Consider the following 24,114-nt stretch of genomic DNA (forward strand, 5'->3'; position numbering starts at 1 on the left):
ACAGACACGATTGGTTATTGCGTACCAGCTATGCGGTATTTAGGCGGTGTTCCGCCTTTACGGGAGGGCCGACCGGCTGTTGATTACTTCGCTTTCCGGGATACGTTACTGCCGGCGTTGGGCGCCAGACGGGCGATATCCCACAGCGCCAGCGCGGTGATCAGCGCGATGATCACGAACCCTAACCGGAAGTCGATGCCTGCCGCCGGCGGTAGGCCGATAGCATCGGTAATCCAGCCGCCGGCGCGAATACTGAGCGCGCCCAGCGTAACGCCCAGACCGTTCGCCAACTGAAGTGAGGTGCTGAACAGCGTGTTGGCCGAACTCATTTCCTGCGCCGGAACATCCGCGAACGCCAGCGAACTGATGCCGGTAAATTGCATCGAACGGCTGAGTCCGCCCCAGAACAGCAACAATAACGTGAGAATCTGCGGTGTGGTGGGGGTCAGTGCGGCACAAAGTAGCAACGACAATACGCACAGTATGCCGTTGACCATCAGCAGTTTTTTGAAGCCGAAACGGCGCATCAGGGGCGTGGTGGCCGGTTTCATCGCCAGATTGCCGGCAAAGACGGCCAGCACCAGCGTCCCGGCGTGAAAGGCGTCCAGCCCGAATCCCACCTGAAACATCAGCGGCAGCATGAACGGCGCGGAGCTGATGGTGGCGCGTAGGATAAACCCGCCGCGCATGGTGATGCGAAAGGTCGGCACATTCAGTGACGTCAACCGGATCAGCGGGGCGGCAGCCCGCCGCAGATGCCGTACCGCCCACCACAGCGCCAGCAGGCCCGCTGCCATCAGGATCAGCGCGTGGGTTGAATCCAGATTCTGCTGGCTGAACATTTCCAGACCGGCGACCAGACACAGCATGGCGGCGCCCATCGAGAGAAAACCCATCAGATCAAAAGGTTGTTTCTTATCAGGCGTTTGATTGGGCATCAGCCGGAACGACAGCGCGATCGCGATTATGCCCAATGGGACGTTGAGGAAGAAGATCCAGTGCCAGCTGGCATAGGTGGTAATGAAGCCCCCCAGCGGCGGCCCCAGAATCGGTGCCACCAGCGCAGGCCAGGTCAGGGTGGCGATGGCTTTGATCAATTGATCTTTAGGCGTATTGCGCAGAACCGCCAGCCGGCCTACCGGCACCATCATGGCGCCGCCGATGCCTTGCACAATACGCATCAAAACGAACTGCGTGACCGTCTGCGTCAGTCCGCAGAACAGCGACGATACGCTAAAAATCAGCAGCGCCAGGCTAAAGACGTTTCTGGCGCCGAAGCGCTCGGCAATCCAGCCGCTGGCCGGGATCAGAACCGCCAGCGTCAGCAGATAGGCACTAATCCCGATGTTGAGATCGATCGCCGGAACGCCAAACGCTTTCGCCATCTCCGGTAAGGCGGTGGCGATGACCGTCCCGTCGAGGAATTCCATAAAAAAAGCGCTAGCGACCAGCAGCGCCATGCCGGAGATGGGCGCCTTACGGGGTAGGGGTTGTGAAATATCGTTAGGATCGGAGAAGGCCACGTTACATCCTCTGCATCAGTGACGGCACATCTGCTTATCGGTGAAGCGGTGTGACAACTTTTTATTGATGTTATACCAAATAGGTAGAGGAAATCGACCGTATACAACGCGGTTGTGTGAGGTAATGGGCTGACCGGGCAGAGATGACCGTATGATGGATAAGCGAGCGGTATACCATGCGATGCGCTTGGGGTTTGCTTGTCGAAGCACCCTAAAATCAAAATGTGATTTTAATCACGCTTTATGTCGATTTATTTATCAGCAGGAAAGCGGTTTCAGAACAATCGCGCAATCTGCGCAACTTCTTGCTCAGTTATCAGCATAAACCCCTGTTTGCGCAATGGATGCCGTTTTTTCGGGAGGTCTGCGCAATTTTTTGCTCAAATTTGACTTAGGGAAAATGGCGATATAATTTTTCCCTTTTAAAACAATGAAATAAAAAGTGGCATAGTCATTGCTTTATGAACCGTGAAGTCAAACACATGTTCAACAGCGAGGAGCAAGACTATGCCAACTCCATGTTATATCAGCATCGAAGGCAAAACCCAGGGCAATATCACCGCCGGTGCCTTCACCTCCGACTCCGTCGGCAACATCTACGTGCAGGGCCACGAAGACGAGATGCTGGTACAGGAATTCAACCACGTCGTTACCGTACCGACCGACCCGCAGTCCGGCCAGCCTTCAGGCCAGCGCGTGCACAAACCGTTCAAGTTCACCGTCGCGCTGAACAAAGCCGTACCGCTGCTGTATAACGCGCTGGCCTCCGGCGAAATGCTGCCGACCGTGACCCTGAAGTGGTTCCGCACGTCCGTGGAAGGCAAGCAGGAGCATTTCTTCACTACCACCCTGACCGACGCCACCATCGTCGACATCAACAACCAGATGCCGCACTGCCAGGACCCGTCCAAGCAGGATTACACCCAGCTTATCGAAGTGTCGCTGGCCTACCGCAAGGTGGACTGGGAGCACACCGTTGCCGGGACCTCCGGCTCTGATGACTGGCGTGCGCCGATCGAAGCGTAATGCCGCCTTAACCCGGACTGCGGTCCGGGTTGTGCTGTTTTCAGTCTGTACTGAGCCGTGGCGGCAGCCATCGCTGAGTGCGGACGCAGGTCGGGGACGTAAGGAGGAAGCAAGGTGGCCAACAGTACAGGACTTCAGTTCACCGTAAAAATCGGCGCGCTGCCGGAGAGTACCTTCGCGGTGGTGGATTTTGAACTCGACGAGGCGCTGAACCAGCCGTTCGCCCTGTCGCTGAATCTGGCCAGCAGCCAGCCCGGCATCGACTTCGGCGCGGTGCTGGACCAGCCGTGCGAATTGATGGTGTGGTACGACGGCGAACTGCAGCGCCGGGTCAGCGGTATCGTCAGCCGCTTTGCCCAGGGCGACACCGGCTTTCGTCGCACCCGTTATCAGGCGGACGTGCGCCCGGCGCTGTGGCGGCTCGGTCTGCGCACCAACGCCCGTATCTTCCAGACCCAGAAGCCGGACGCGATTATCAGTACCCTGCTGGAAGAAGCCGGGATTACCGATTACGCCTTCGCCCTGCGTCATGAGCACGCGGTGCGCGAGTACTGCGTGCAATACCGCGAAAGCGATCTGGCGTTCATCAACCGACTGGCGGCGGAAGAAGGGCTGTTCTACTTCCACGAGTTCGACGCCGGCAAGCACCGGGTGGTGTTCGCCGACGACGCCGGCGCGCTGTCCAAAGGCCCCGAGCTGTTCTTCAACCTGGCGACGCAGGGGCTGAGCGAAGGGGCGTATGTGCGGCGTTTCCGTTATGCCGAAGCGGTGAGCACCGCCGAGGTGGCGCTGAAGGACTACAGCTTCAAAACCCCGGCCTACGGGCTGCTGCACAACAGGATGAGCAGCGAGCTGGGCCATCAGCGTGAATCCTACCAGCACTTCGACTACCCCGGCCGCTTCAAACAGGACCCGAGCGGCAAGGCGTTTACCGGCTACCGGCTGGACGCGCTGCGCGCCGGCGCCATGACCGGCAGCGGCGAATCCAACGCCGCCGAACTGATGCCGGGCAGCACCTTTACCCTCACCGAACACCCGAATCCGGCGTTCAATCTCGCCTGGCAGGTGGTGGCGGTGACCCACAGCGGCCAGCAGCCGCAGGCGCTGGAGGAAGAAAGTGGTGGCGAGCCGACCACGCTCAGCAACAGTTTCGAGGTGGTAAAAGCCACCACCACCTGGCGGGCGGCGTTGCCGTACAAGCCGATGGTGGACGGCCCGCAGATTGCCACCGTGGTCGGCCCGGCGGGCGAAGAAATTTACTGCGACGAATTTGGCCGGATAAAGCTGCAGTTCCCGTGGGACCGCTACGGCGCCAGCGACGACCAGAGTTCGTGCTGGGTGCGGGTGAGCCAGGGCTGGGCCGGCGGCCAGTACGGGCTGATTGCCATTCCGCGCATCGGTCATGAAGTGGTGGTGAGCTTTCTGGAAGGCGACCCGGACCAGCCCATCGTCACCGGGCGCACCTTTCACGCCACCAACCCGTCGCCGTATCCGCTGCCGGCGAACAAGACCCGCACCTCGCTGCGCACCAGTACCCATAAAGGAGCCGGGTTCAACGAGCTGCGCTTTGAAGACCAGGCCGGGCAGGAAGAGGTGTTTATCCACGCCCAGAAGGACATGAACACCGTGGTGCTGAACAACCGCAGCACGGCGGTGAATGCCAATCATACCGAGAACGTGGGCGGCGACCAGACGGTGGTGGTGCAGCACAACCAGACGGTGTCGGTGAAGGAAAATCAGGTCACCGAGATTCAGGGCGAGCAGACCGTCGCCGTCACCCAAAACCGCAACACCACCGTCAACGACAACGAGTCGCTGCAGGTGAAAAACAATATCGCCATCCAGTCCCAGAGCGGCGACATCCTGATTGCCACCGCCGGCGGCTACATCGCCATTGATAAGGACGGCAACATTGCCATTACCGGTAAAGGACTGGTGCTGAACGGCACCCGTATCGATTTGAACTAAGGGAAACGCAACGTATGTATCAGATGAACGAAGGCACCCTGGCTATTCCGACGGGCTGGCGCGACGAGTCGTTGCACGTGTTTGTGCTGCCGGGCGATACCGCCAATCTGGTGGTCAACCGCACGCCGATTGAGTTCGGCCTGTCGCCGGACACCGTCTATGAACAGACGCTGTCACAGTTTTCCGCCCACCTGAAGGGCTATCAGGAGCGTGCCGCCTGGGAACTGACGCTGGATGGTCAACCTGCACGCGGGCTGGAGTACAGCTGGCGCTCGCCGGAAGGCCCCATGCATCAGGTGGTGGTGATGCAGGTACGCGGCGAGCTGTTGCTGACCTTTACCCTTACCGCCGCCGGCGAACTGAAGGATGAACAGAAAACCGCCCTGCTGGCGGTGATTGAGACGTTTACCGCCGCGTCCTGAAGGGAGTCACGATGCTGAACGATATTCTGAGCCGGGTGGCCCGGGTGGGGGCCATGCACGCCGGTAATCGACCCAACCCGCCCGCCGACCGGCCACAGCCCTGTCAGGGCAAGCCGCCGACCTCGCCGGGCAAGACCATCAAGCACAAGAGTTTTAAAGGCGCCATCTTCGGGGCGATTGCCGGGGCGCTGGTGGCGGCGGCCGTGTTTGCCGTGGCAGCGGCAGCGGCGGCGGCGGTGGCGGTCGCCGTCATCGGCACCGGCGGTATGGGCGCGGCGCTGGTGGTGGGGGTGGTGAAACTGGCCGCCGGGTTTGGTGCGGTCAGTTTGCTGGGCGGGCTGATAGACTCGGTGTCCAGCAAGGTCTCGGCGATGGTGGACAGCGGCTCGCCGTCGTTCGGGCCGGTGGCGTCCGGCTCGGGCAACGTATTTGTCGAAAAGCAGCCGGTGGCCCGCGCCACCCAGGATGCCGTCGCCTGCACCCGGCACAGTGGTCCGCAGTTGATAGCCCAGGGCAGCGAGTCGGTATTTGTGAACGACGCGCCGGCCGCCCGCATTGACGACAAGACGGTGTGCGGCGCCACCCTCAAGGAAGGCGCCTCGACGGTATTCTTCGGCTCGGGTCAGGGCACCTATCTGGAGATAGCCGAAGAGTTTACCGCCCTGCAACGAGCGCTGCTGATTGCGGTGGAGTTTCTGGTGCCGCCCAGCCGCGGCATGTTCAGAGGGCTGGGCAAGTTGTTCACCCGCGGGCCGATGGCGGTGCTGCGGGGGATGCGTGTCGGGGCGCTGAAAACGCTGGAAGGACTGAAAAGCGCCGTTAAATGTGCCAGTGAGGGGTTTCGCAGCAACAAGGGGCTGTCGCGTGTCACGGAAGCGGTGCGCGGCTTCCTCAAAGACCCGGTCTACATCGCCAGCGGCGAGGTGATTGAATCCCGTACCGATATCGAACTGGGTCAGACGCTGCCGCTGGTGTTCGAACGCACCTACCGCTCTGCCTCCGTGCATGTCGGGCTGCTGGGCCGCGGCTGGCATGACAGCGGGAGCGAGGTGGCGACGGTAACGCGCGACGGCCTCAACACCCACGTGGTCATCACGCTGGCGCAGGGTTACGACATCGATTTCACCTTCCATCAGGACGTGCAGGCGGTGTACTGCCCGCACTACCCGGAGTTTACCCTGCACCGCCGGGGCGACGGTTTCAGCCTGTGGCACCGCGACCAGCAGACCTGGCGCGATTTTAGCGTGGTACAGGGCGAGCGCCGGCTGCTGTCCGCCCTGCGCGATACCCACGACAACCGCATCGAGCTGGTGCGCGACCCGAAAGGCTACCTGCGCCAGTTGCGCCACAGCGACGGCGTTACCCTGCTGCTGGTATGGCAGGGTGAATTCCTGCACCAGATTCAGCGCACCGACGGCAGCCAGAAAACGTTGCTGGCCGAATACCGTCAGGACGAACAGGGCCGGCTGATTGAGGCCAACGCCACCCAGGCCTATCACCTGTACTACGAGTACGACACCGTCCATCGGCTGACCCGCTGGCACGACCACGACCAGACCTGGGCGCGCTACGAATACGACGCACAGGGGCGCTGCGTCTACACCACCTGCGCCGACGGTTTTCTGACCGCCCGCTTCGACTACCACCCCGACCGGGTGGTGATGACCGATGGCCTCGGCCAGCGCAGCGAATTCGGCTTTAACGAGCTGCACCTGATGAGCTGGGAAACATCCCCGCTCGGTCACGTCACCCGCTACGACTACGACGAGGTTGGCAACCTGCTGCGGGAAATCTCGCCCGCCGGGCGGGTGGTCGAATTCGGCTATCTGGACGATACCGGGCGGGTCAGCACCTTTACCGACGCCAGCGGCCACCAGTGGCAGTACGACTATGACGACGCGCTGCGGCTGTGCGGCGTCACCGACCCGCTGGGACGCGAGTGGGGCTGGGCGTATGACGCCGAAGGCAACCCGGAGCGGCTCACCGGGCCGGATGCCAGCGAAGTGCGATTCACCTGGAACCGCTACGGCCTGTTGACCCAGGTGAGCGACCGGGCCGGCGAGGTGCAGGCGCGGTTGCAGTACGACCACCGTCAGCGGCTGCTGAGTGCCACCGACGCCGAGAGCCGCACCCGGCAGTTACGCTACGACGGGCAGGACCGGGTGGTGCAGTGGCAACGGGCGGACGGTGCCCGTTTCCGGCTCGGTTACCGCCGGGCCAGCTGGACGCTGCCGGAGCAGCTGATACGCCCGGATGACAAGGAAGAGCAGCGCCAGTACGACCGCCACAACAACCTGCTGAGCTACGTGGACGGCAACGGCGCGCTGTGGCGTCAGACCTTTGGCCCGTTCGACCTGCTGACCGCACGCACCGACGCCGAAGGCCGCACCTGGCACTACGCGTACGATAAAGAGAGCCAGCAACTGACAACGGTTATTGCCCCGGACGGCAGCCGCTGGCAGTGGTGGCTGGATGCCGACGGGCGGGTCATCCGCGAGCGCGACATGACCGGCACCGAGACCCACTACAGCTACGACGAGGACGGCCTGTGCGTCAGCGTGCGCAATGGCGAAGGCAACACCCGCCACTTCCTCTACAACGCCCGCGGACTGCTGTTGCGTGAAACCGCGCCGGACGACACCCTGCACTACCGGTACGATGCGGTGGGCCGCCTGACGGAAATCACCTCGTCGGTGAGCCACGTCCAGCTGGACTACGACCTGCGCGACCGGGTGGTGCGCGAATGGCACAACGGCACGCTGCTCACCCGCCAGTACGATGACGCGGCCCGCACCGTCACCCGCACCCTGACCTGGGACGGCGACGCCGATGACACCACCGGCACCTTCGCCCCGCTCACCAGCCTGTTCCATTACACCCGCACCGGCGAACTGCGGCAGGTGCAGTTGCCGGACGGTGCCGAGCTGACGCTGACCCAGGATGCTGCGGGCCGGGAGTCGCTCCGCACCGGCGGCAGCGGCTTTGTGCAGCGGCGGGAATACGACGTGATGGGCTGGCTGACGCGAGAGCAAAGCGGCGCGCAGCAGGACGGTCGCCTGCTGGCGGCACAGACGCGGGAATACCGCTACGACGGCGCGGGCAACCTGACCGGGGTACGCCACAACCGCGAGGCTGAAGGCTACCGGCTGGATGCCACCGGCCGGGTGCAGGCAGTGCTGAGCGGTGGCGCGGGCAAAACCGTGGACATCACCGCCCGCTACCAGTACACCCGCAGCGGCCTGCCACAGGAGGCCGGACGGCTTACCGAGTGGCAGTCTGGCAGACTGGTTCAGCACGATGACACCCACTACCAGTACGACAAGGCGGGTCGACTGGTGAAAAAACAGGTGCTGCAGCCCGGCTACCGCCCGCAGGTGTGGCAGTACCGCTGGGACAGTCGCAACCAGCTGCGGGTGGTGGACACGCCGACAGGGGAACGCTGGCTGTACCGTTACGACCCGTTTGGCCGCCGGGTGGGCAAACGCTGCGACCAGAAAGCCGAAGAAATTCGCTACCAGTGGGACGGTGACCAGATAGCCGAAGTGCGGCACTACCGCCACGGCCAACTGGTGGCCCGTCGTCACTGTGTCTACAACGGCTGGGAGCTGGTGGTACAGCAGCGCCAGCACACCGGTGGCGACTGGGAAACGGATTTTGTGACCAGCAGCCAGAACGGTGCGCCACAGGCGTTGTTCGCACATGACGGTACCTTGCGCTGGCAGGCACCGAAAGCCACCCTGTGGGGCCAGCGTCAGGCAGAAAAATCGGAAAGTCCGGACCCCGGCCTGGCCTTCGCCGGGCAGCTCCGTGACAGCGAAAGCGGGCTGTGCTATAACCGCTTTCGGTACTACGACCCGGCCGGCGGGTGTTATGTCTCGCCAGACCCGATAGGGATAGCGGGCGGTGAAAACCTGTATGCGTATGTCAAAAACCCAGTAAGTTGGATCGATCCGCTCGGGTTAGCTGGATGTAATATACGATACGGTGAATTGGATCACCTAGGTCGCCCAACTGGTGTGAAAGCTCGCTTAGATTCAAGCTATATAAATACAGGTACGCACGCTAATCCTGCCATCCAACCACCTGGATTTATTACAGGAGCAGGTTCTAATCGTGCTCGTGGACATTTGTTAGGGCGACAATTGGGCGGTTCGGGCGATGATGTGCGTAATTTGGTTACTATTCAACATCGTCCAGTGAATACCCCGGATATGAGCAGTATCGAAGGACGTATAAGAAAAGCGTTAGAACGAGGGGAAATAGTTGATGTATCGGTAACGCCTATCTATAAAGGTCCTTCTAGAATACCGGCAGGTATAACAATGAACGCTCAAGGTAGTGGCGGATTCTTTGAAAGCGTCACTCTTCTTAATCCTCCTGGAATGTAAATCATGACCATGCCTAAATTAAATAGCATTTTAGTTCCACCTGATTTTCCCAATGAGTCTGGGAGCGGTGATACTTGGCCTTCTATAGATGAAGGCATTACATTTCCTAATGACTATGTTGAGTTTATCAGTAACTATGGTACGGGACGAATTGCTAATTTCATTGCGATATTTAGTCCATTTACTCAAAACTATGATCTTAATTTCTTTGAACAAAAGAAATTAATTATTGAAGACTTTAATTATCTTAACAATGAAGATCCAGACTATTTTAAATATAATCTTTATCCAGAAAAAAATGGGCTTTTACCAATAGGTGTAACGGATAATGGTGATTATATATTTTGGGTTGTTTGCGATCTAAACAACAGTGATGCATGGGGAACTGCAATAGTTGCATCTAGATCACCTGATATAGAATATTTTGATGAAAATATAACGTCTTTATTATCTGGTGTTTTATTAAGAAAAATAAAACCAGACTCATTACCTAATAACTTTCCTCCTGATAATATTATTTTTGAGAAATACTAGGGAATAAAACCGGAAGCGATCTTAATGATCCTTCCGGCTTTATTTTATCTGCCACTCAGTCGCAGCGACTTATAGATGGGTGACTCCGGCCAAATCCAGCCCACCTGGAAACCCCGTTAACCACTGCGCCACCGCTTGTTTATCAAACCGCGTGTCACTCGGCGCTTGCCGGTATCACAATTAGCGGATGTCCTGCTCGGTAATTGCAATGCAGCCTACCGGCATAACAACCTGTTGAGCTACGTGGACGGCAACCGCTGACAGTGGAGGCTGAACTCCACCGCCCGCTACGCCCACAGCCGTCAGCCGTAACCCACTAATTATCCACCACCGCTTTTCCCTGATACCACTTCCCGCAAAACGTCACCCTGCCGTTGGCGATGCTGCATTCGCGGTAAGCCCCCTCTTTCAGCACGGCTGCGCTCCCCTGATACCATTTGCCGCAAAATGTCACTCTGCCGTTGGCGATAGTGCATTCCCGATACTCGCCGTGTTGCAAAACCGGGGCCGAGCCCTGAAACCACGAGCCGCAGGCGGCGATTTGCCCGTTGATGATATTGCACGCACGGTAATCGGCCCATGCCGTTGGGGTGACGATAACCAGTATCCACCACAAAATTGCTCTGACTTTCATATTCTTATGCCGTTATCTGCCTGAATCCGGTACCGGTATCGTTACCGTCATTTCACATAAAAACAACCGGCTGACGCATGTCAGCCGGATAAGACGGCGGAATAACAATATCAGGCGTCAGCGGGTTCGATCACCATCAGCAACTGTCCCGCCTGCACCTGATGGCCGGGTTGACGGTGCAGTGTGTGAATAATGCCCGCGACCGGCGCGGTGATGGGGATTTCCATTTTCATCGACTCCAGAATCCCCACCAGTTGACCGGCGCTGACGGTATCGCCGGGAGCAACCAGCCACTGCCAGACGCTGCCCGCCACCTGGCTTTCCACGCCGTAGCCGTGGGCCGGAACGGTATCGTCATCAGCGGTAGTCTCCTGCAAGCTGCTGTCGAAAGTGAACTGACCGTCGGCGCGCCAGCGCGCCAGTTCCTCGTCAAAGGCTCGCTGGCGTTGCTGCTGGAAAGCGTCGATCGCCGATTGCTGCTCCACCAGATTCCGCTGATAGTCGGCGAGATGAAACTCCCCTTCTTCGGTACGCAACGGATAATCTCCCCACGGGAAGCGCTCGCGGATCGCCAGCAGCTCCTGCGCGGTAACCGGATAAAAGCGAATCTGATCGAAGAACCGCAGCAACCAGGGTTGACGGAAAACGTCTGTTTGTCGATCACGATTCCACATCTGCAACGTGCGGCCGATGAACTGATAGCCGCCGGGGCCTTCCATACCGTATACACACAGATAGGCGCCGCCGATGCCGACCGAGTTTTCCGCCGTCCAGGTGCGGGCCGGGTTGTATTTGGTGGTCACCAGCCGGTGACGCGGGTCGAGCGGGGTGGCGACCGGTGCGCCGAGGTAGACGTCTCCCAGCCCCATCACCAGATAACGGGCGCTGAAGACGATGTCTTTGACCTGATCCACCGATTCCAGCCCGTTGATGCGACGGATGAATTCGATGTTGCTGGGGCACCAGGGGGCGCCGGGTCTGACCGACTGGGTATAGCGGGTGATGGCCTCGCGGCAGGCGTCGTCGTCCCAGCTGAGCGGCAGCCACACGGTGCGGGAAGGAACGGCGGCATGCTGCAGGTCGCCGAGTGCGTCGTCTGCTTGCTGCAGATGCGCCAGCAGCGCGCTGCGCGGGCATTGCAGGCTATCGAAATGGATTTGCAGCGAGCGGATACCCGGCGTCAGCTCCTGTATGCCCGGCAACGGATGCTGTTCCAGCCACTGCATCAGCGCGTGCACGCGAAAACGCAGGGCGATATCCAGCCGGTGCTCGCCATACTCCAGCAGCAGGAAACGGTCGCCTGCCGCCAGACAGTTCACCGATGGTCGATCGCCTTGCGCCGATCGGTGATACAGCACGGGCGAGGGGCAACAGGCGGCGAGGGTGGGTTCTGCCACCGGGCGACCGGCGGCGATGGCGGATTCCGCTTCGCGCGCCAGTTCGTCCGCCTGCTCCAGACTCACCGGCATGAAACGAATGCTGTCGCCGGCTTTTAACTGGCCGAGTTTCCATAAATCGGCGTGGATCACCGTGGCCGGGCAGACGAACCCGCCCAGCGATGGGCCGTCCGGCCCCAGGATGACCGGCATATCGCCGGTAAAATCCACCGTGCCGAAGGCGTAGGCGTTGTCGTGGATATTGGATGGGTGCATGCCGGCTTCGCCGCCGTCGGTTCGCGCCCACTGAGGTTTAGGGCCAATTAGCCGGATGCCGGTACGGCTGGAGTTGTAATGCACCTGCCAGTCGGCGGCGAAAAAGGCCTCGATGTCCTCTGGGGTAAAGTAGTCCGGCGCGCCGTGCGGCCCGTACACCACCCGCAATTGCCAGTGAGAGTGCCAGTCGGGCGCAGGCAGGGCGACATCGATGGCGGGAGACTGAGGCGCGGCCAGATGCAGTACGTCGCCGGCGCGCAATGCACGCCCGGCATGACCGCCGAATTTGCCGAGCGTGAAGGTGCTGCGGCTGCCCAGATACGTCGGGCAGGCCAGACCGCCGGCCAGCAACAGGTAGCTGCGGCAGCCCGCGCCCTGAATATCGCCAAGCGTCAGCGTTTGCCTGGCGCGGGCGTGATGAGTCCGCCAGCCGGCGAGCGGAGCATCATCCAACCGGGCGTCGATGGCGGCGCCGGTGATGACGAAAGCGCAGTCGCGGTTGAAGCGCAGCGTCGGGCCACGCAGGGTGATCTCCAGCCCGGCGGCGTCCGGCGCGTTGCCCAGCAACTGATTGCCGAGTCGGAAGGAGCGAGTGTCGAACGGTCCGGAGGGCGGGACGCCGACATGCCAGTAACCGGTACGGCCGGGCGCATCCTGCACGGTGGTAAGCGTGCCGCCGCCGAGGACATCCAGCGTAGCGGGCTGCCAGACGACGCCGCCCAGCGTCGCGGTGATGATTTCTCCGCGCCTGACGGCGGGCAGGGTCAGCAGGTAGCGCAGCCAGTCGAGATTGGTTTCGATGCCGTACAGCGACGTGGCGCTCAGCGCCTGCGCCATACCGTCGAGCGCGGCGTCCCGGCTGACGCCGTGAACGAGGACTTTCGCCAGCATCGGGTCATAAAACGGCGACACCTCGCTGCCGCTGTCCAGCCAGTGGTCGATACGCAGGGTGAGGCCGGGCAGCGAGTCCGGGAAACTGACGTTGCTCAGCAACCCGGCGCAAGGCTGGAACTGTTTGGCCGGGTCTTCGGCGTACAGCCGTACCTGAATGGCGTGGCCGCGCGGCGTGGCGGCAAGTGTGTGGAGCGGCGGCAGGCAACCGGCGCCCAGCGTCACCATCCATTGCACGATGTCGACGCCGTACACCATCTCGGTCACGCCGTGTTCTACCTGCAGGCGAGTGTTGACCTCCAGGAACCAGAACTGCTTGCTGCTTTCGTCGTACACATACTCTACCGTGCCTGCGCTGCGGTAGTTCACCGCCTGACACAGCCGGATGGCGGTGGCCTGTAGTTCGGCGCGTACGTCGTCGCCAAGGTTGGGGGCCGGGGTCTCCTCAATCACTTTCTGGTTGCGGCGCTGGGCGGAGCAGTCGCGCTCGCCAAGGGCGATAACGTTGCCCTGACCGTCGCCGAATACCTGCACTTCGATGTGTCGGGCCTGGGCGATGAATTTTTCCAGAAATACGCCGTCGTCGGCGAAATTGTTGCCCGCCAGTCGTTTCACGCGGGTAAAGGCATCGACCAACTGGTCCTGGTCATTGCAGCGCTGCATGCCGATGCCGCCGCCGCCCGCGGTGCTCTTTAACATCACCGGATAACCAATGCGGCGCGCCTGTTCGCAGGCGCTGTCCAGCGAGGTGAGCAGGCCGCTGCCGGGCAGCAGCGGTACGTCATTCTGCTGCGCCAGCGCGCGCGCCTGATGCTTGAGGCCGAAGGCGGTCATCTGCGCCACGGTCGGGCCGAGAAATACCAGGCCCGCCTGCTCGCAGCGGGTGACGAAACCGGCGTTCTCGCTCAGGAAGCCGTAGCCGGGGTGAATCGCCTGTGCGCCGCTTTTCGCTGCGATGTGCAGTAATTTGTCCTGATTCAGGTAGGTATCGCGCACCGGGCCGTCGCCCAGCGACCAGGCTTCGTCCGCCTGACGTACGTGGAGCGAATGACGATCCGCTTCGGCGTAAACGACGATGGCCTTCACGCCCATTGTTTTCAGGGTGCGGATGATACGCACCGCAATAGCGCCACGGTTGGCAATCAGTACTCGCTCAAACATGACTGAGTCTCTTACGGGCAGGTCGTCCTGCGAAGTCTCGGACGCGTGTTGCGGGTCGTCCCGCGCGTCGCTGTTCCCGATGCGTGTCGTTGCCGCCGCGTTTACCAGACGGCGATATCGATCGGGGTGGGGTTATAGCCGTTACAAGGGTTGTTCAACTGCGGACAATTGGAGATCAGCACCAATACGTTCATTTTCGCCACCATTTCCACGTATTTCCCCGGTGCGGAGATGCCGTCGGCGAAGGTCAATCCGCCTTCCCGCGTCACCGGCACGTTCATGAAAAAATTGATGTTGTGGGTGATGTCGCGTTTGGTCAGGTGGTATTCCGGGTGTTGCGCCACCGCCAGCATCCAACTGTCGCGGCAGGCGTGCATGTGGCGTTTTTCCAGATCGTAGCGCACCGTGTTGCTCTCGGTGGCGCAGGCGCCGCCGAGGGTGTCGTGGCGGCCGCAGGTGTCCGCCACGATTTCCAGCATCGGACGGTCTTCGTTGGAACGCAGTATGCTGCCGGTGGTGAGAAAGACGTTGCGCTGACCGCGCAGGGTATCGGTCACGCTGTAGCGCTCGGCGGTGTCGTCGGCGTTGTAGAACAGGGTATCGGCGGCCTGATTGCCTTCGAGATCGGTAATACGCAGCGTCTGACCGGCTTCAATGCGGTGCAGCCAGTAGTCGCCGGCGGGAAGGGTGGCGCGATAAACCGCCGTGGCGGGGTCGCGTTGGCTGGTCTGGATCATGATCAGACTCCTTGGGGTTGTTCGGCCAGATAGTAAAGCGTGTTGTTGCGCAGTCCGCGCCGGTTCTCCGGTCGTGCCAGACAGATGTCCGGCAACGGCGCACGCTGGTGGTCCAGCGTCAGCAGGATCGGATGTCGTGGGTAGTCAGCGGCGGCGCTGAGCGGATGCGGGCAGGTATGCAGGATAACCAGCGTATCCATGGCGAAACGCAGAGTGACGCTGGCGCCGGGCTGTCCCTGCTGTTCCAGCGTCAGGTTGCCGTCGTCGTCGCTGCTCACGCGGGCGAAAAAGTTAACGCAGGCGGCCATGTCGCGCTTGCCAAGACCGTATTTAGCCAGTTCCACCAGGAAGCTGTCGTAGCCGTTCTGATGGCGGCTGTTACGGGCCTGCTGGTAGTTCAGTTCGCCGAACTGACGCGCCACCTGCTGCGCGTTGGCGCTACCGCACACGGTTTCATGCCAGCCGAAACTGTCGGCTTCGATGCCGCAGAAAATACGGCCCATATCCGAGTACAGGCAGTGGCCGGCGGTCAGGCGAAACGTATGCTGGCATTTGAGCGTGTCCGGCGCGTTGTAACGCTCCAGCGGATTTTCCGGGTTGTAGAACAGCATGCCCACGTTGGCGCCGCCTTCGACGTCGGTCAGGCACAGCGCGGTACCACGGCGCATGACCAGCGACCAGTGCGACCCGGCGGGCAGTTCGGTCTGATAATGATCGTTCATTGTGTGACTCCTCCCATCAGGCGACATGCCGCCGCCCGTCAATCAGTTCTCCCACCGAAGCTCGCACGCCGGCAGGCGAGCGCTCCAGCGGAAGGTCGTAGGTGATGCTGGCGCCAAAAGCGTCTGGCGCTTGCGGGTCCTGGCGCAGCTTGTCGAACACCCACAGGCGCGACCCGAGTGAAAAACCTTCTTTAAGGTCATGGGTGATCATGAAAATGGTCAGGCAATTTTCCCGCCACAACTGGCTGATCAACTGGTGCATCTCGGCGCGGATGCCGGGGTCCAGCGCGCCGAACGGCTCATCCAGCAGCAGAATGCGCGGGCGTTTGATCAACGCCTGCGCCAGCGCCAGCCGCTGCTGCATGCCGCCGGACAGCTGATGCGGATACTTGTGAGCGGATTGTTCCAGACCTACCTGACGCAACATCTCCATTGCGCCGGCGTGCAGGGCGCGACGCCGCCGGCCCCATACCCGGCCCAGCCAGCGGGCTTCGGCGAATTCCGCACCGAGCATGACGTTCTCCGCCACGCTGAGGTGAGGGAAAACCGAGTAGCGCTGGAACACCACGCCGCGGTGTTCGTCCGGCTCCTGCGGCATGGGCGCGCCGTCGAGCAGCAACTGGCCGCTGCTGGGGCTTTCAGTGCCGAGCAGCATCTTGAGAAACGTGGTCTTGCCGCAACCGGACGCACCGACGATGGAGACGAATTCGCCTTCCTCGACCGAGACGTTGAGCCGTTCCAGCACCACCTGACCGTCGTACTCTTTCCTGATGTTTTTAAGTTTTAACAACGACATAGGTTCTCCTGCATTCCGGTTGACGCTCATTTCGAGTAATACCAGGGCCAGCCGCGACGGCTGATGACCCGCAGCAGCACATCGAGCAGGAACGCCAGCGCCGTGATCCAGGCGACGTAAGGCAGAATGACGTCCATCGCCAGATAGCGGCGCATCAGGAAGATGCGGTAGCCCAGCCCCTCGGTGGCGGCGATAGCTTCGGCGGCGATCAGGAACAGCCAGGCGGAACTGAGGGACAGGCGCACCGCATCCAGCAACCGCGGCATCAATTGCGGCAGAATCACCCGCCACAGGATTTGGCCGCTGTGGCCGCCGAGGGTTTGCGCTTTGACCAGTTGCTCCTGCGGCAGGCTCTGGATGTAGAGTTGCAGGTCGCGAATGATGAACGGCGTGATGCCCACCATGATCAGCACCACTTTGGATACCTCGCCCAGTCCGAAGCAGATGAACAGGACAGGCAGCACCGCCAGCGGCGGGATCAGCGCAAACAGGGTGATCAGCGGCGACAGCGTGGCGCGCACCGCCGGCAGCGCGCCGCACAGCAGGCCGAACACCAGCGCCAGCAGCGCGCTTAACCCTACGCCGATCAACAGCCGAAGCAGGCTGGCGGCGGTGTCGACCCACAGCAGGTATTCGCCGGTGCGTTCGTTGGGCTCGAACGCCATGCGATGCATGGCATCCGCCATCGCGCCCAGCCCCGGCAACAGCTTGTCGGCGGCGTTCGCCGCCAGTCGGGCGTCGGACGCCATCAGGTAGACAAGCAGCAGCGCCAGTAGCGGCAGAAACCCCATCATCCCGCGTGTCAGCGGCAGCGGCTGGTAGTTGATCAATTTGCGCATCCGGCGTTCTCCCGTATTACAGCTTGTTGTCGGCCGCCAGTTTCAGAAACTCGTCGCTGAAACGCAGTTTGACGTTACCGGTGTTGCCCCACAGACCCACAGGGGTGGATACCCCCACCACGTCTGCGCCCGGCGCGCCGTCGCCCAGCAGGCCGTGACGGAAGGAGAATTCCGCGACCGACTGCATGGTGGTTTTCAACTGGGCGTTCTGGACGAACTCCAGCGCCTGTTTCGGGGTGGCGAACAGGTGGGTGGCGGCCAGTTGCTCGTCAAATCCGGCCAGGTCGGTGCCGGCGGCCTGCCCCATGAAGGTGCGGGCTTGGCGGGCGGCGCTGCTGTCGCCGGACATCGCTTGCAGGGTTTCATACCAGGCGCCGGTCAGGGCTTTGCCCAGCTCGGGGTGTTGCTTCAGCGTGGCGGTATTGACCACCAGCAGATCGAGAATTTCGCCGGGGATTTGCGCGGAAGAAAACGCCAACTGGCTGCCCGGCTGTTTTTTGGCTTCCGCCAGCAACGGGTTCCAGGTGACGATGGCCTGCACCTCCGACGTACCGAAGGCGGCGACCAGATCGGCATCGGCGGTATTCACCACCTTGATGTCCTTCTCGCTCATGCCGTTCTTTTCCAGCGCCCGCGCCAGCAGGTAGTGAGACACGGACAGCTGGACCAGATTGATCGGCTTGCCTTTGAGCGCGGCCAGGCTGTTAGTGCCTTTGATCAGAATGCCGTCGTTGCCGTTTGAGTAGTCGCCGACGATAAGCGCGGTGCTGTCCACGCCGCCGGCCGCCGGAATGGTCAGCGCGTCCATGTTGGTCATGGCGCAGCCGTCAAAGCCGCCTGCGGTGTACTGGTTAACGGATTCGATGTAGTCGTTGACCTGAACAAACTGGATATCGATGCCGTATTTGTCGGCCCATTTCTTGATGATGCCTTGCTGCTGGGCGTAGTCCCACGGCATCCAGCCGGCGTAAATGGACCAGCAGAGTTTGAAGGCGGGTTTGTTGGCGGCCAGCGCGCCGGCGCTGCACAGCGCCAGTGCGCAAACAAGCAGTAATCGTTGAATCGTTTTCATGGCGTATATCCTCTGACGTTGGGCGCAATCATTAGCAAAGCAGGAGGGCGGCGAGCATGTATCTCGCTGTATCCTCCCGGGCTTTTATCCCGCCGTGTAACCGCCAGAGGGCGGTCGGTGACTCTCGGACCTGCGCAGTAAAGCCGGAACCCTAGTCACCCATTTCCAAATTGTCTGGCGACACCGGTTGCCCGCTATCGCTCCTGCTGCCAGTCAGACAAAGCAAAATACTTGCCATGTTGCGTGTCGATACGAATCCGCCGCAGGCGTTTTCTTGATTTTTTATTTATCTTTCAAATTATTAACTGTGATGTGCTATGGCATCCTCCAGCCTGTCGGTTGGTCGGCGATTACCTGCCGTGCATTACCGGGATGCACTACTTGTGTGCAAGATGACATGTTGTGTGCAAGATGGTGTGCAACCTGCGCGAAGCCGTATGCACGTTGTGGTAACAGAATAGCGGCAGCAGAACAGACGATTCTGCGGGTGGCATGGCGTCGATCCGGCGTAGAATAGCGGTCCTTGATTGTTGAACAGGCCGTTGGGAGAAAAAAAAAGGCGTGGCATGTCCCACGCGGCGGCAGGTTCGGTTACGCTTATGGCGACATGGCTCGCCGGGCGATAGAGACCGCCGGGTCACGGTGGTGAAAATAAACAGGAGTAGTAATGATGTTGGCGGATTACCGTTCGCGCTGGCTGCTGCCAGTGGTTATGTTGGTTGTGGCATTGCAACTGTCGGCCTGCGGCGACAAGGATAAGGATGCGCGTCAGGCGTTCATCACCTTCCTGCAGGGGATTTCACAGCAGGAAGGGCGCCAGTTGCCGGCGTTGTCCGAACAGCAGAAACAGAGCTTCGGGCGTTTTACCCAGGATTACGCTGTGATGACCGCTTTCAATCAGCAACTGGATCAGGCGCTGGCAGGCAGCCTGACGCCGATGCTGGACGTAGTGTCCCGCATTCGCGTGCCGCAGGATTACGTTACTCAGCGCGATAACCTGCGTCAGGCGCTGGGCGGCCTCAATATGCTGAGCCCGCAGGTGCAGAACGCCAAAACCCAGGCGGATAACGCCCGCCGTGCGCTCAAGCAGCCGGAAGAATTGCAGACGGTATACGATAAAGTCTATAACCGCGCCGTTTCCCTGCCGGCCAATGCGATGGTGACGGTGGTGCCGGCCAGCACGTCGTTTGCACAGAGCGTGGTGCAGGTGGGCGATTATCTGCAGACGCAAGGCAATCAGGTAGTGTTTGGCAACAACGGCGTCCAGTTCCACACCCAGCAGCAGGTGGATCAGTACAACAGCATGATGACCGATATCGCCAATCAGCAGCAGAAACTGTTCACGACGCTCAAATCCCAGAATTTCCTGCCTCACTAAGGTGACCCCGGCACGGGCTGGTTTTCTTGCGAAGGCCGGTTCGTGCTGGAAATATATTGTGATTTATCTCACATATTTCATATAAACCCAATTCGTAAGATAGTGATCTTGATCACTATTTTTTGTGACCTGATTGGTTTTTTTCTGACCATTTATCCGGTTTTATTATTTTTTTGTGAATTGTGTCACTTATTTGTGGTGGGCTTGTGGGTGGTTTTTGTGATTTTTGTCACGATTTTCCCGCGAGTTGCGGTCTGAAAACCACGTGCTAGAGTCCGCTTGATAACGGGTTTTGGGGGGCCACGCCGGTGGCGCACGCTATTGAGATTTTTCGTCGTCACACGATGCCGTGATCGCGATACGACAGAGTCGACAATGACGACAATAGCGGTATGCACACATTGCGGTACACGACCTCATGATTCCGACGGAAGTCATCACGCTGTCTAACAATCAATAATTACCGCGCGAACGCTTTCCGCCGCGCGTTTCAAAGGGGTGTATCTCTATGCTCTCACCAGATACCAAGGTCAAGGTGCAGAATTTTGGCCGTTTCCTGAGCAATATGGTGATGCCGAATATCGGCGCCTTTATTGCCTGGGGGATTATCACAGCACTGTTTATTCCTACCGGATGGATCCCCAACGCGACGTTGGCCAAGCTGGTCGGCCCGATGATCACCTATCTGTTGCCGTTACTGATCGGTTTTACCGGCGGACGTCTGGTAGGTGGAGAGCGCGGCGGCGTGGTCGGCGCCATCACCACTATGGGCGTGGTGGTCGGCTCCGATATCCCGATGTTCCTCGGCGCCATGATTGCCGGCCCGTTGGGTGGCTGGGCGATCAAACACTTTGACCGCGCGGTTGACGGCAAAATCAAAAGCGGCTTTGAGATGCTGGTCAACAACTTCTCCGCCGGTATCATCGGCATGTTGCTGGCTATTCTGTCCTTCCTGGCGATTGGTCCGCTGGTCGAGGCGCTGTCGCGCATTCTGGCCGCCGGCGTACACCTGATGGTGCAGAACAACCTGTTGCCGCTGGCGTCGATTTTCGTTGAACCGGCGAAGATCCTGTTCCTGAATAACGCCATCAACCACGGCATCTTCTCGCCGCTGGGCATCCAGCAGGCGACGGAAGCCGGGAAATCCATCTTCTTCCTGATCGAAGCCAACCCGGGTCCGGGTATGGGCGTGCTGATGGCTTACATGCTGTTCGGCCGCGGCAACGCCAAACAGTCTGCGCCGGGCGCGGCCATCATCCACTTCCTGGGCGGGATTCATGAAATCTACTTCCCGTATGTGCTGATGAATCCGCGTCTGATTATCGCCGTTATTCTTGGCGGCATGACCGGCGTGTTCACGCTGGGCCTGCTGAACGGCGGTCTGGTGTCTCCGGCCTCGCCGGGTTCCATTCTGGCGGTGCTGGCCATGACGCCGAAAGGCGCCTACTTCGCCAATATCGTCGCGATCGCCGCCGCTTTCGCGGTCTCCTTTGTGGTGTCGGCCATCCTGCTGAAAAGCAGCAAAGTGAAGGATGACGACGAACTGGAACTGGCGACCCGCCGTATGCAGGAAATGAAATCCGCGTCCAAAGGTCAGGCTGTCGGCGGCGTGAGCGGCGACCTTGGCACCGTGCGTAAAATCATCGTCGCTTGCGACGCCGGCATGGGCTCCAGCGCCATGGGAGCAGGGGTGCTGCGCAAGAAGGTACAGGATGCCGGTCTGCGGGGCATTTCGGTGACCAACAGCGCCATCAACAACCTGCCGGAAGACGTGGATCTGGTGATCACCCATCGTGATCTGACCGAGCGCGCCATGCGCCATGCGCCGCAGGCTCAGCACATTTCGCTGACCAACTTCCTCGATAGCAATCTGTATAACGATCTGGTTGCCCGCCTGCAGGCTGCTCAACCCGGCGAGGCCAAACCCGCTGCAGCCGCTGCGGTTGCCGAGCCGGCCGCCGCACCGCAGACGTTGTTCCAGCTGACGGAGAAAAACGTCTTCCTGAACCTGCAGGCCGCCGACAAAGAACAGGCCATTCGTTTTGCCGGTGAACAACTGGTAAAAGGCGGTTATGTCGAGCCGGCGTATGTCGACGCGATGCTGGAGCGTGAGAAACTGACCTCCACCTACCTGGGCGAGTCGATCGCCGTGCCGCACGGGACGATTGAAGCCAAGGACCGGGTGCTGAAAACCGGCGTGGTGTTCTGCCAGTATCCGCAAGGGGTGCGCTTCGGCGATGATGAGGACGACGTGGCTCGTCTGGTCATCGGTATCGCGGCCCGCAACAACGAACACGTGCAGGTCATCACCAATCTCACCAGCGCGCTGGATGATGAGTCGATAATAGAACGGCTGGCTCAGACGGGGAATTTGCAGGATGTCCTCGACCTGCTTTCCGGCAAGTCGCCTGCCTGACAGATAAAAAAGTGCCGCCTTCGGGCGGCGCTTTCTTTCTCGGATTGTTAAATTTTCCCAGATTGTTAAATCTCAGTAGTAAGGTTACGCATGATGAAAGCATTACATTTTGGGGCCGGCAATATCGGCCGTGGGTTTATCGGCAAGCTGCTGGCGGACGCGGGCATTTCCCTGACGTTTGCCGATGTGAACCAGCCGTTGCTGGATGCCATCAATCAACGCGGTAGCTATCCGGTTCGGATCGTCGGTGAACAGCAGCAGGTAGAGACGGTCAGTCAGGTCAGCGCCGTACACAGCGGCAGCCCGCAGGCGGTTGAGCTGATTGCCGGGGTGGACCTGGTGACAACGGCCGTGGGGCCGCAGATTCTGGCGAAGATCGCCGGCGCTATTGCTCAGGGGCTGGTGAAACGCCATGCCAACGGCAACACCTCGCCGCTGAATATTATCGCCTGCGAAAACATGGTGCGCGGCACCAGCCAGCTCAAACAGCATGTGCTGGCGCAATTGCCGGAAAATACGCAGGCGTGGGTCGCGCAGCATGTCGGTTTCGTGGACTCGGCGGTGGACCGTATTGTGCCGCCGGCTGAAGCCGGCGAGTCCGATCCGCTGGCGGTGACGGTGGAAACCTTCAGCGAATGGATTGTGGATAAAACCCAGTTCAACGGCGAGCCGCCGGCGATCGCCGGTATGGAACTGACCGATAATCTGATGGCGTTCGTTGAGCGCAAGCTGTTCACCCTGAACACCGGTCATGCCATCACCGCTTACCTCGGCCAGCGCGCCGGGCACAGCACCATCCGCGACGCCATTCTGGACCCGGCGATCCGCCGCGTGGTGCAGGGGGCGATGGAAGAGAGCGGCGCGGTGCTGATTCGTCGCTACGGTTTTGATGCCGACAAGCATCAGGCTTACATCCGCAAAATTCTTACCCGTTTTGAAAACCCGTGGCTGCACGATGAGGTGGAGCGCGTCGGCCGTCAGCCGCTGCGTAAACTCAGCGCTGGCGATCGCCTGATCAAACCGTTGCTGGGCACGCTGGAATACAGCCTGCCGCATGATAACCTGATCCAGGGTATTGCCGCCGCGATGCATTATCGCAGCGAGCAGGACCCGCAGGCGCAGGAACTGGCGGCGTTGATCGCCTCGCAAGGGCCGAAGGTTGCGCTGGCGCAGATTTCCGGTCTGGACGCTGACAGCGAGGTTGTCGGAAAAGCGGTGAGTGTGTATAACGCCATGCAGTAATCGGCGCGTCTCGGCACAGATCAGGCTGTGTCCCTGCTTTTCAATCGAGTGCGTTGGATAGGACGGGGGCGTTGAAGATGAAAAGCCATGCCCCCGTGGAGTCAGCCGCTCCAACGCGCAGGGGCAATACTGTGCGCGGAATTAACGTACGAGAAGCGACGATGGACGATACGCAGGCATTTGAAAACCGGGTACTGGAATCCCTGAATGCATCGAAAACGGTCAGAAGCTTTATGCTGATGGCCGTCGAATTATTGGCGGAAGCCGTCAGCCTGCTGATGCTGCAGGCGTTTCGCAAAGACGATTATGCCGTGAAGTACGCCGTCGAACCCCTGTTATCCGGCAGCGGGCCGCTGGGCGAGCTGTCAGTGCGGTTGAAGCTGATTTACGGTCTGGGGATGATCAGCCGTAAAGAATACGAAGATACCGAGCTGCTGATGGCGCTGGGCGAGGAGCTGACCCACGATGAGCATGGGTACCGGTTTACCGATGATGAAATTCTCGGGCCGATCAGCGAGCTGCATTGTGTGAGCAGCCTGCCGCCGTCGCCGATGCTGCCGCCGAGCGTCGATCCCGACGACGCGTTGCTGGCGGCCATGCAACAGCAGCGTTATCAGCAGATGGTGCGTTCCACGCTGGTGCTGTCGCTGACCGAACTTATCGCCGGCATTAGCCTGAAAAAGGCGTTCTGATTCAGGGATATCAGATAATCA

Annotated in this window: 17 protein-coding genes and 1 riboswitch; of the genes, 9 read left to right on the top strand and 8 right to left on the bottom strand. The window is 60.3% G+C overall.

All coding sequences use genetic code 11. From position 1 onward, the window contains the following. Positions 1 to 83: 83 nt before the first annotated feature. On the bottom strand, positions 84 to 1,460 hold the full coding sequence (locus CPA59_RS00295; protein ID WP_107758484.1) for an MFS transporter: 1,377 nt from the start codon (positions 1,458 to 1,460) through the stop codon (positions 84 to 86). Positions 1,461 to 2,030: 570 nt separating this feature from the next. Between CPA59_RS00295 and CPA59_RS00300 the strand changes: the two genes are divergently transcribed. The 5 genes from CPA59_RS00300 to CPA59_RS00320 all read left to right on the top strand — a co-directional run bounded on the left by CPA59_RS00300 (position 2,031) and on the right by CPA59_RS00320 (position 9,861). Then, positions 2,031 to 2,549, top strand: coding sequence for an Hcp family type VI secretion system effector (locus tag CPA59_RS00300; protein ID WP_022633128.1), 519 nt, complete (start codon positions 2,031 to 2,033; stop codon positions 2,547 to 2,549). Positions 2,550 to 2,663: 114 nt separating this feature from the next. After that, complete coding sequence (gene tssI / locus CPA59_RS00305; RefSeq protein WP_107758485.1) at positions 2,664 to 4,517, top strand: type VI secretion system tip protein VgrG; 1,854 nt, start codon at positions 2,664 to 2,666, stop codon at positions 4,515 to 4,517. A 14-nt stretch (positions 4,518 to 4,531) separates the two neighbouring features. Next, positions 4,532 to 4,939, top strand: coding sequence for a DUF1795 domain-containing protein (locus tag CPA59_RS00310; protein ID WP_038920648.1), 408 nt, complete (start codon positions 4,532 to 4,534; stop codon positions 4,937 to 4,939). Positions 4,940 to 4,950: 11 nt separating this feature from the next. Then, complete coding sequence (locus tag CPA59_RS00315; RefSeq protein WP_107758486.1) at positions 4,951 to 9,327, top strand: DNA/RNA non-specific endonuclease; 4,377 nt, start codon at positions 4,951 to 4,953, stop codon at positions 9,325 to 9,327. A 3-nt stretch (positions 9,328 to 9,330) separates the two neighbouring features. Further along, the gene (locus CPA59_RS00320) at positions 9,331 to 9,861 is read left to right on the top strand and encodes an SMI1/KNR4 family protein (RefSeq protein ID WP_071605244.1); all 531 of its coding nucleotides are present in this window, start codon (positions 9,331 to 9,333) and stop codon (positions 9,859 to 9,861) included. 316 nt (positions 9,862 to 10,177) lie between these two features. Here the strand turns inward: CPA59_RS00320 and CPA59_RS00325 are convergent, their stop codons facing one another. From CPA59_RS00325 to CPA59_RS00355, 7 genes are all read right to left on the bottom strand, one after another. Beyond that, positions 10,178 to 10,495 carry a hypothetical protein gene (locus CPA59_RS00325; RefSeq protein WP_049855276.1) on the bottom strand — a complete coding sequence of 106 codons (318 nt, stop codon included), beginning with the start codon at positions 10,493 to 10,495 and terminating at the stop codon, positions 10,178 to 10,180. 110 nt (positions 10,496 to 10,605) lie between these two features. After that, complete coding sequence (gene uca, locus CPA59_RS00330) at positions 10,606 to 14,199, bottom strand: urea carboxylase (RefSeq protein ID WP_107758487.1); 3,594 nt, start codon at positions 14,197 to 14,199, stop codon at positions 10,606 to 10,608. Positions 14,200 to 14,300: 101 nt separating this feature from the next. Then, positions 14,301 to 14,936, bottom strand: coding sequence for an urea amidolyase associated protein UAAP2 (locus CPA59_RS00335; RefSeq protein WP_049855278.1), 636 nt, complete (start codon positions 14,934 to 14,936; stop codon positions 14,301 to 14,303). A 2-nt stretch (positions 14,937 to 14,938) separates the two neighbouring features. Continuing rightward, entirely contained in the window at positions 14,939 to 15,658 is a 720-nt protein-coding gene (locus CPA59_RS00340) for an urea amidolyase associated protein UAAP1 (protein WP_038920643.1), read from the bottom strand. Between the two features lie 16 nt (positions 15,659 to 15,674). Then, entirely contained in the window at positions 15,675 to 16,454 is a 780-nt protein-coding gene (locus CPA59_RS00345; protein ID WP_038663755.1) for an ABC transporter ATP-binding protein, read from the bottom strand. Between the two features lie 26 nt (positions 16,455 to 16,480). Beyond that, the gene (locus CPA59_RS00350; RefSeq protein ID WP_107758488.1) at positions 16,481 to 17,293 is read right to left on the bottom strand and encodes an ABC transporter permease; all 813 of its coding nucleotides are present in this window, start codon (positions 17,291 to 17,293) and stop codon (positions 16,481 to 16,483) included. Positions 17,294 to 17,309: 16 nt separating this feature from the next. After that, positions 17,310 to 18,365 (bottom strand): putative urea ABC transporter substrate-binding protein, encoded by a 1,056-nt coding sequence (locus CPA59_RS00355; RefSeq protein ID WP_107758489.1) that lies wholly within the window; start codon positions 18,363 to 18,365, stop codon positions 17,310 to 17,312. A 71-nt stretch (positions 18,366 to 18,436) separates the two neighbouring features. Next, a riboswitch (guanidine-I (ykkC/yxkD leader) is annotated at positions 18,437 to 18,531 on the bottom strand. A gap of 501 nt (positions 18,532 to 19,032) precedes the next feature. Here CPA59_RS00355 and CPA59_RS00360 point away from each other — a divergent pair. The 4 genes from CPA59_RS00360 (at position 19,033) to CPA59_RS00375 (ending at position 24,093) form a co-directional block, all read left to right on the top strand. Further along, positions 19,033 to 19,743, top strand: coding sequence for a DUF3053 domain-containing protein (locus CPA59_RS00360; RefSeq protein WP_107758490.1), 711 nt, complete (start codon positions 19,033 to 19,035; stop codon positions 19,741 to 19,743). Between the two features lie 508 nt (positions 19,744 to 20,251). Next, positions 20,252 to 22,159: a PTS mannitol transporter subunit IICBA gene (locus tag CPA59_RS00365; protein ID WP_107758491.1), complete on the top strand. Its 1,908-nt coding sequence runs from the start codon at positions 20,252 to 20,254 to the stop codon at positions 22,157 to 22,159. A gap of 93 nt (positions 22,160 to 22,252) precedes the next feature. Next, entirely contained in the window at positions 22,253 to 23,401 is a 1,149-nt protein-coding gene (locus tag CPA59_RS00370) for a mannitol-1-phosphate 5-dehydrogenase (protein WP_038921167.1), read from the top strand. Between the two features lie 77 nt (positions 23,402 to 23,478). Next, positions 23,479 to 24,093 carry an MltR family transcriptional regulator gene (locus CPA59_RS00375; protein ID WP_202438406.1) on the top strand — a complete coding sequence of 205 codons (615 nt, stop codon included), beginning with the start codon at positions 23,479 to 23,481 and terminating at the stop codon, positions 24,091 to 24,093. Positions 24,094 to 24,114 lie beyond the last annotated feature (21 nt).

It is taken from the genome of Dickeya sp. Secpp 1600 (assembly GCF_003049805.1).
GTDB classification, from domain to species: Bacteria; Pseudomonadota; Gammaproteobacteria; order Enterobacterales; family Enterobacteriaceae; genus Dickeya; species Dickeya fangzhongdai.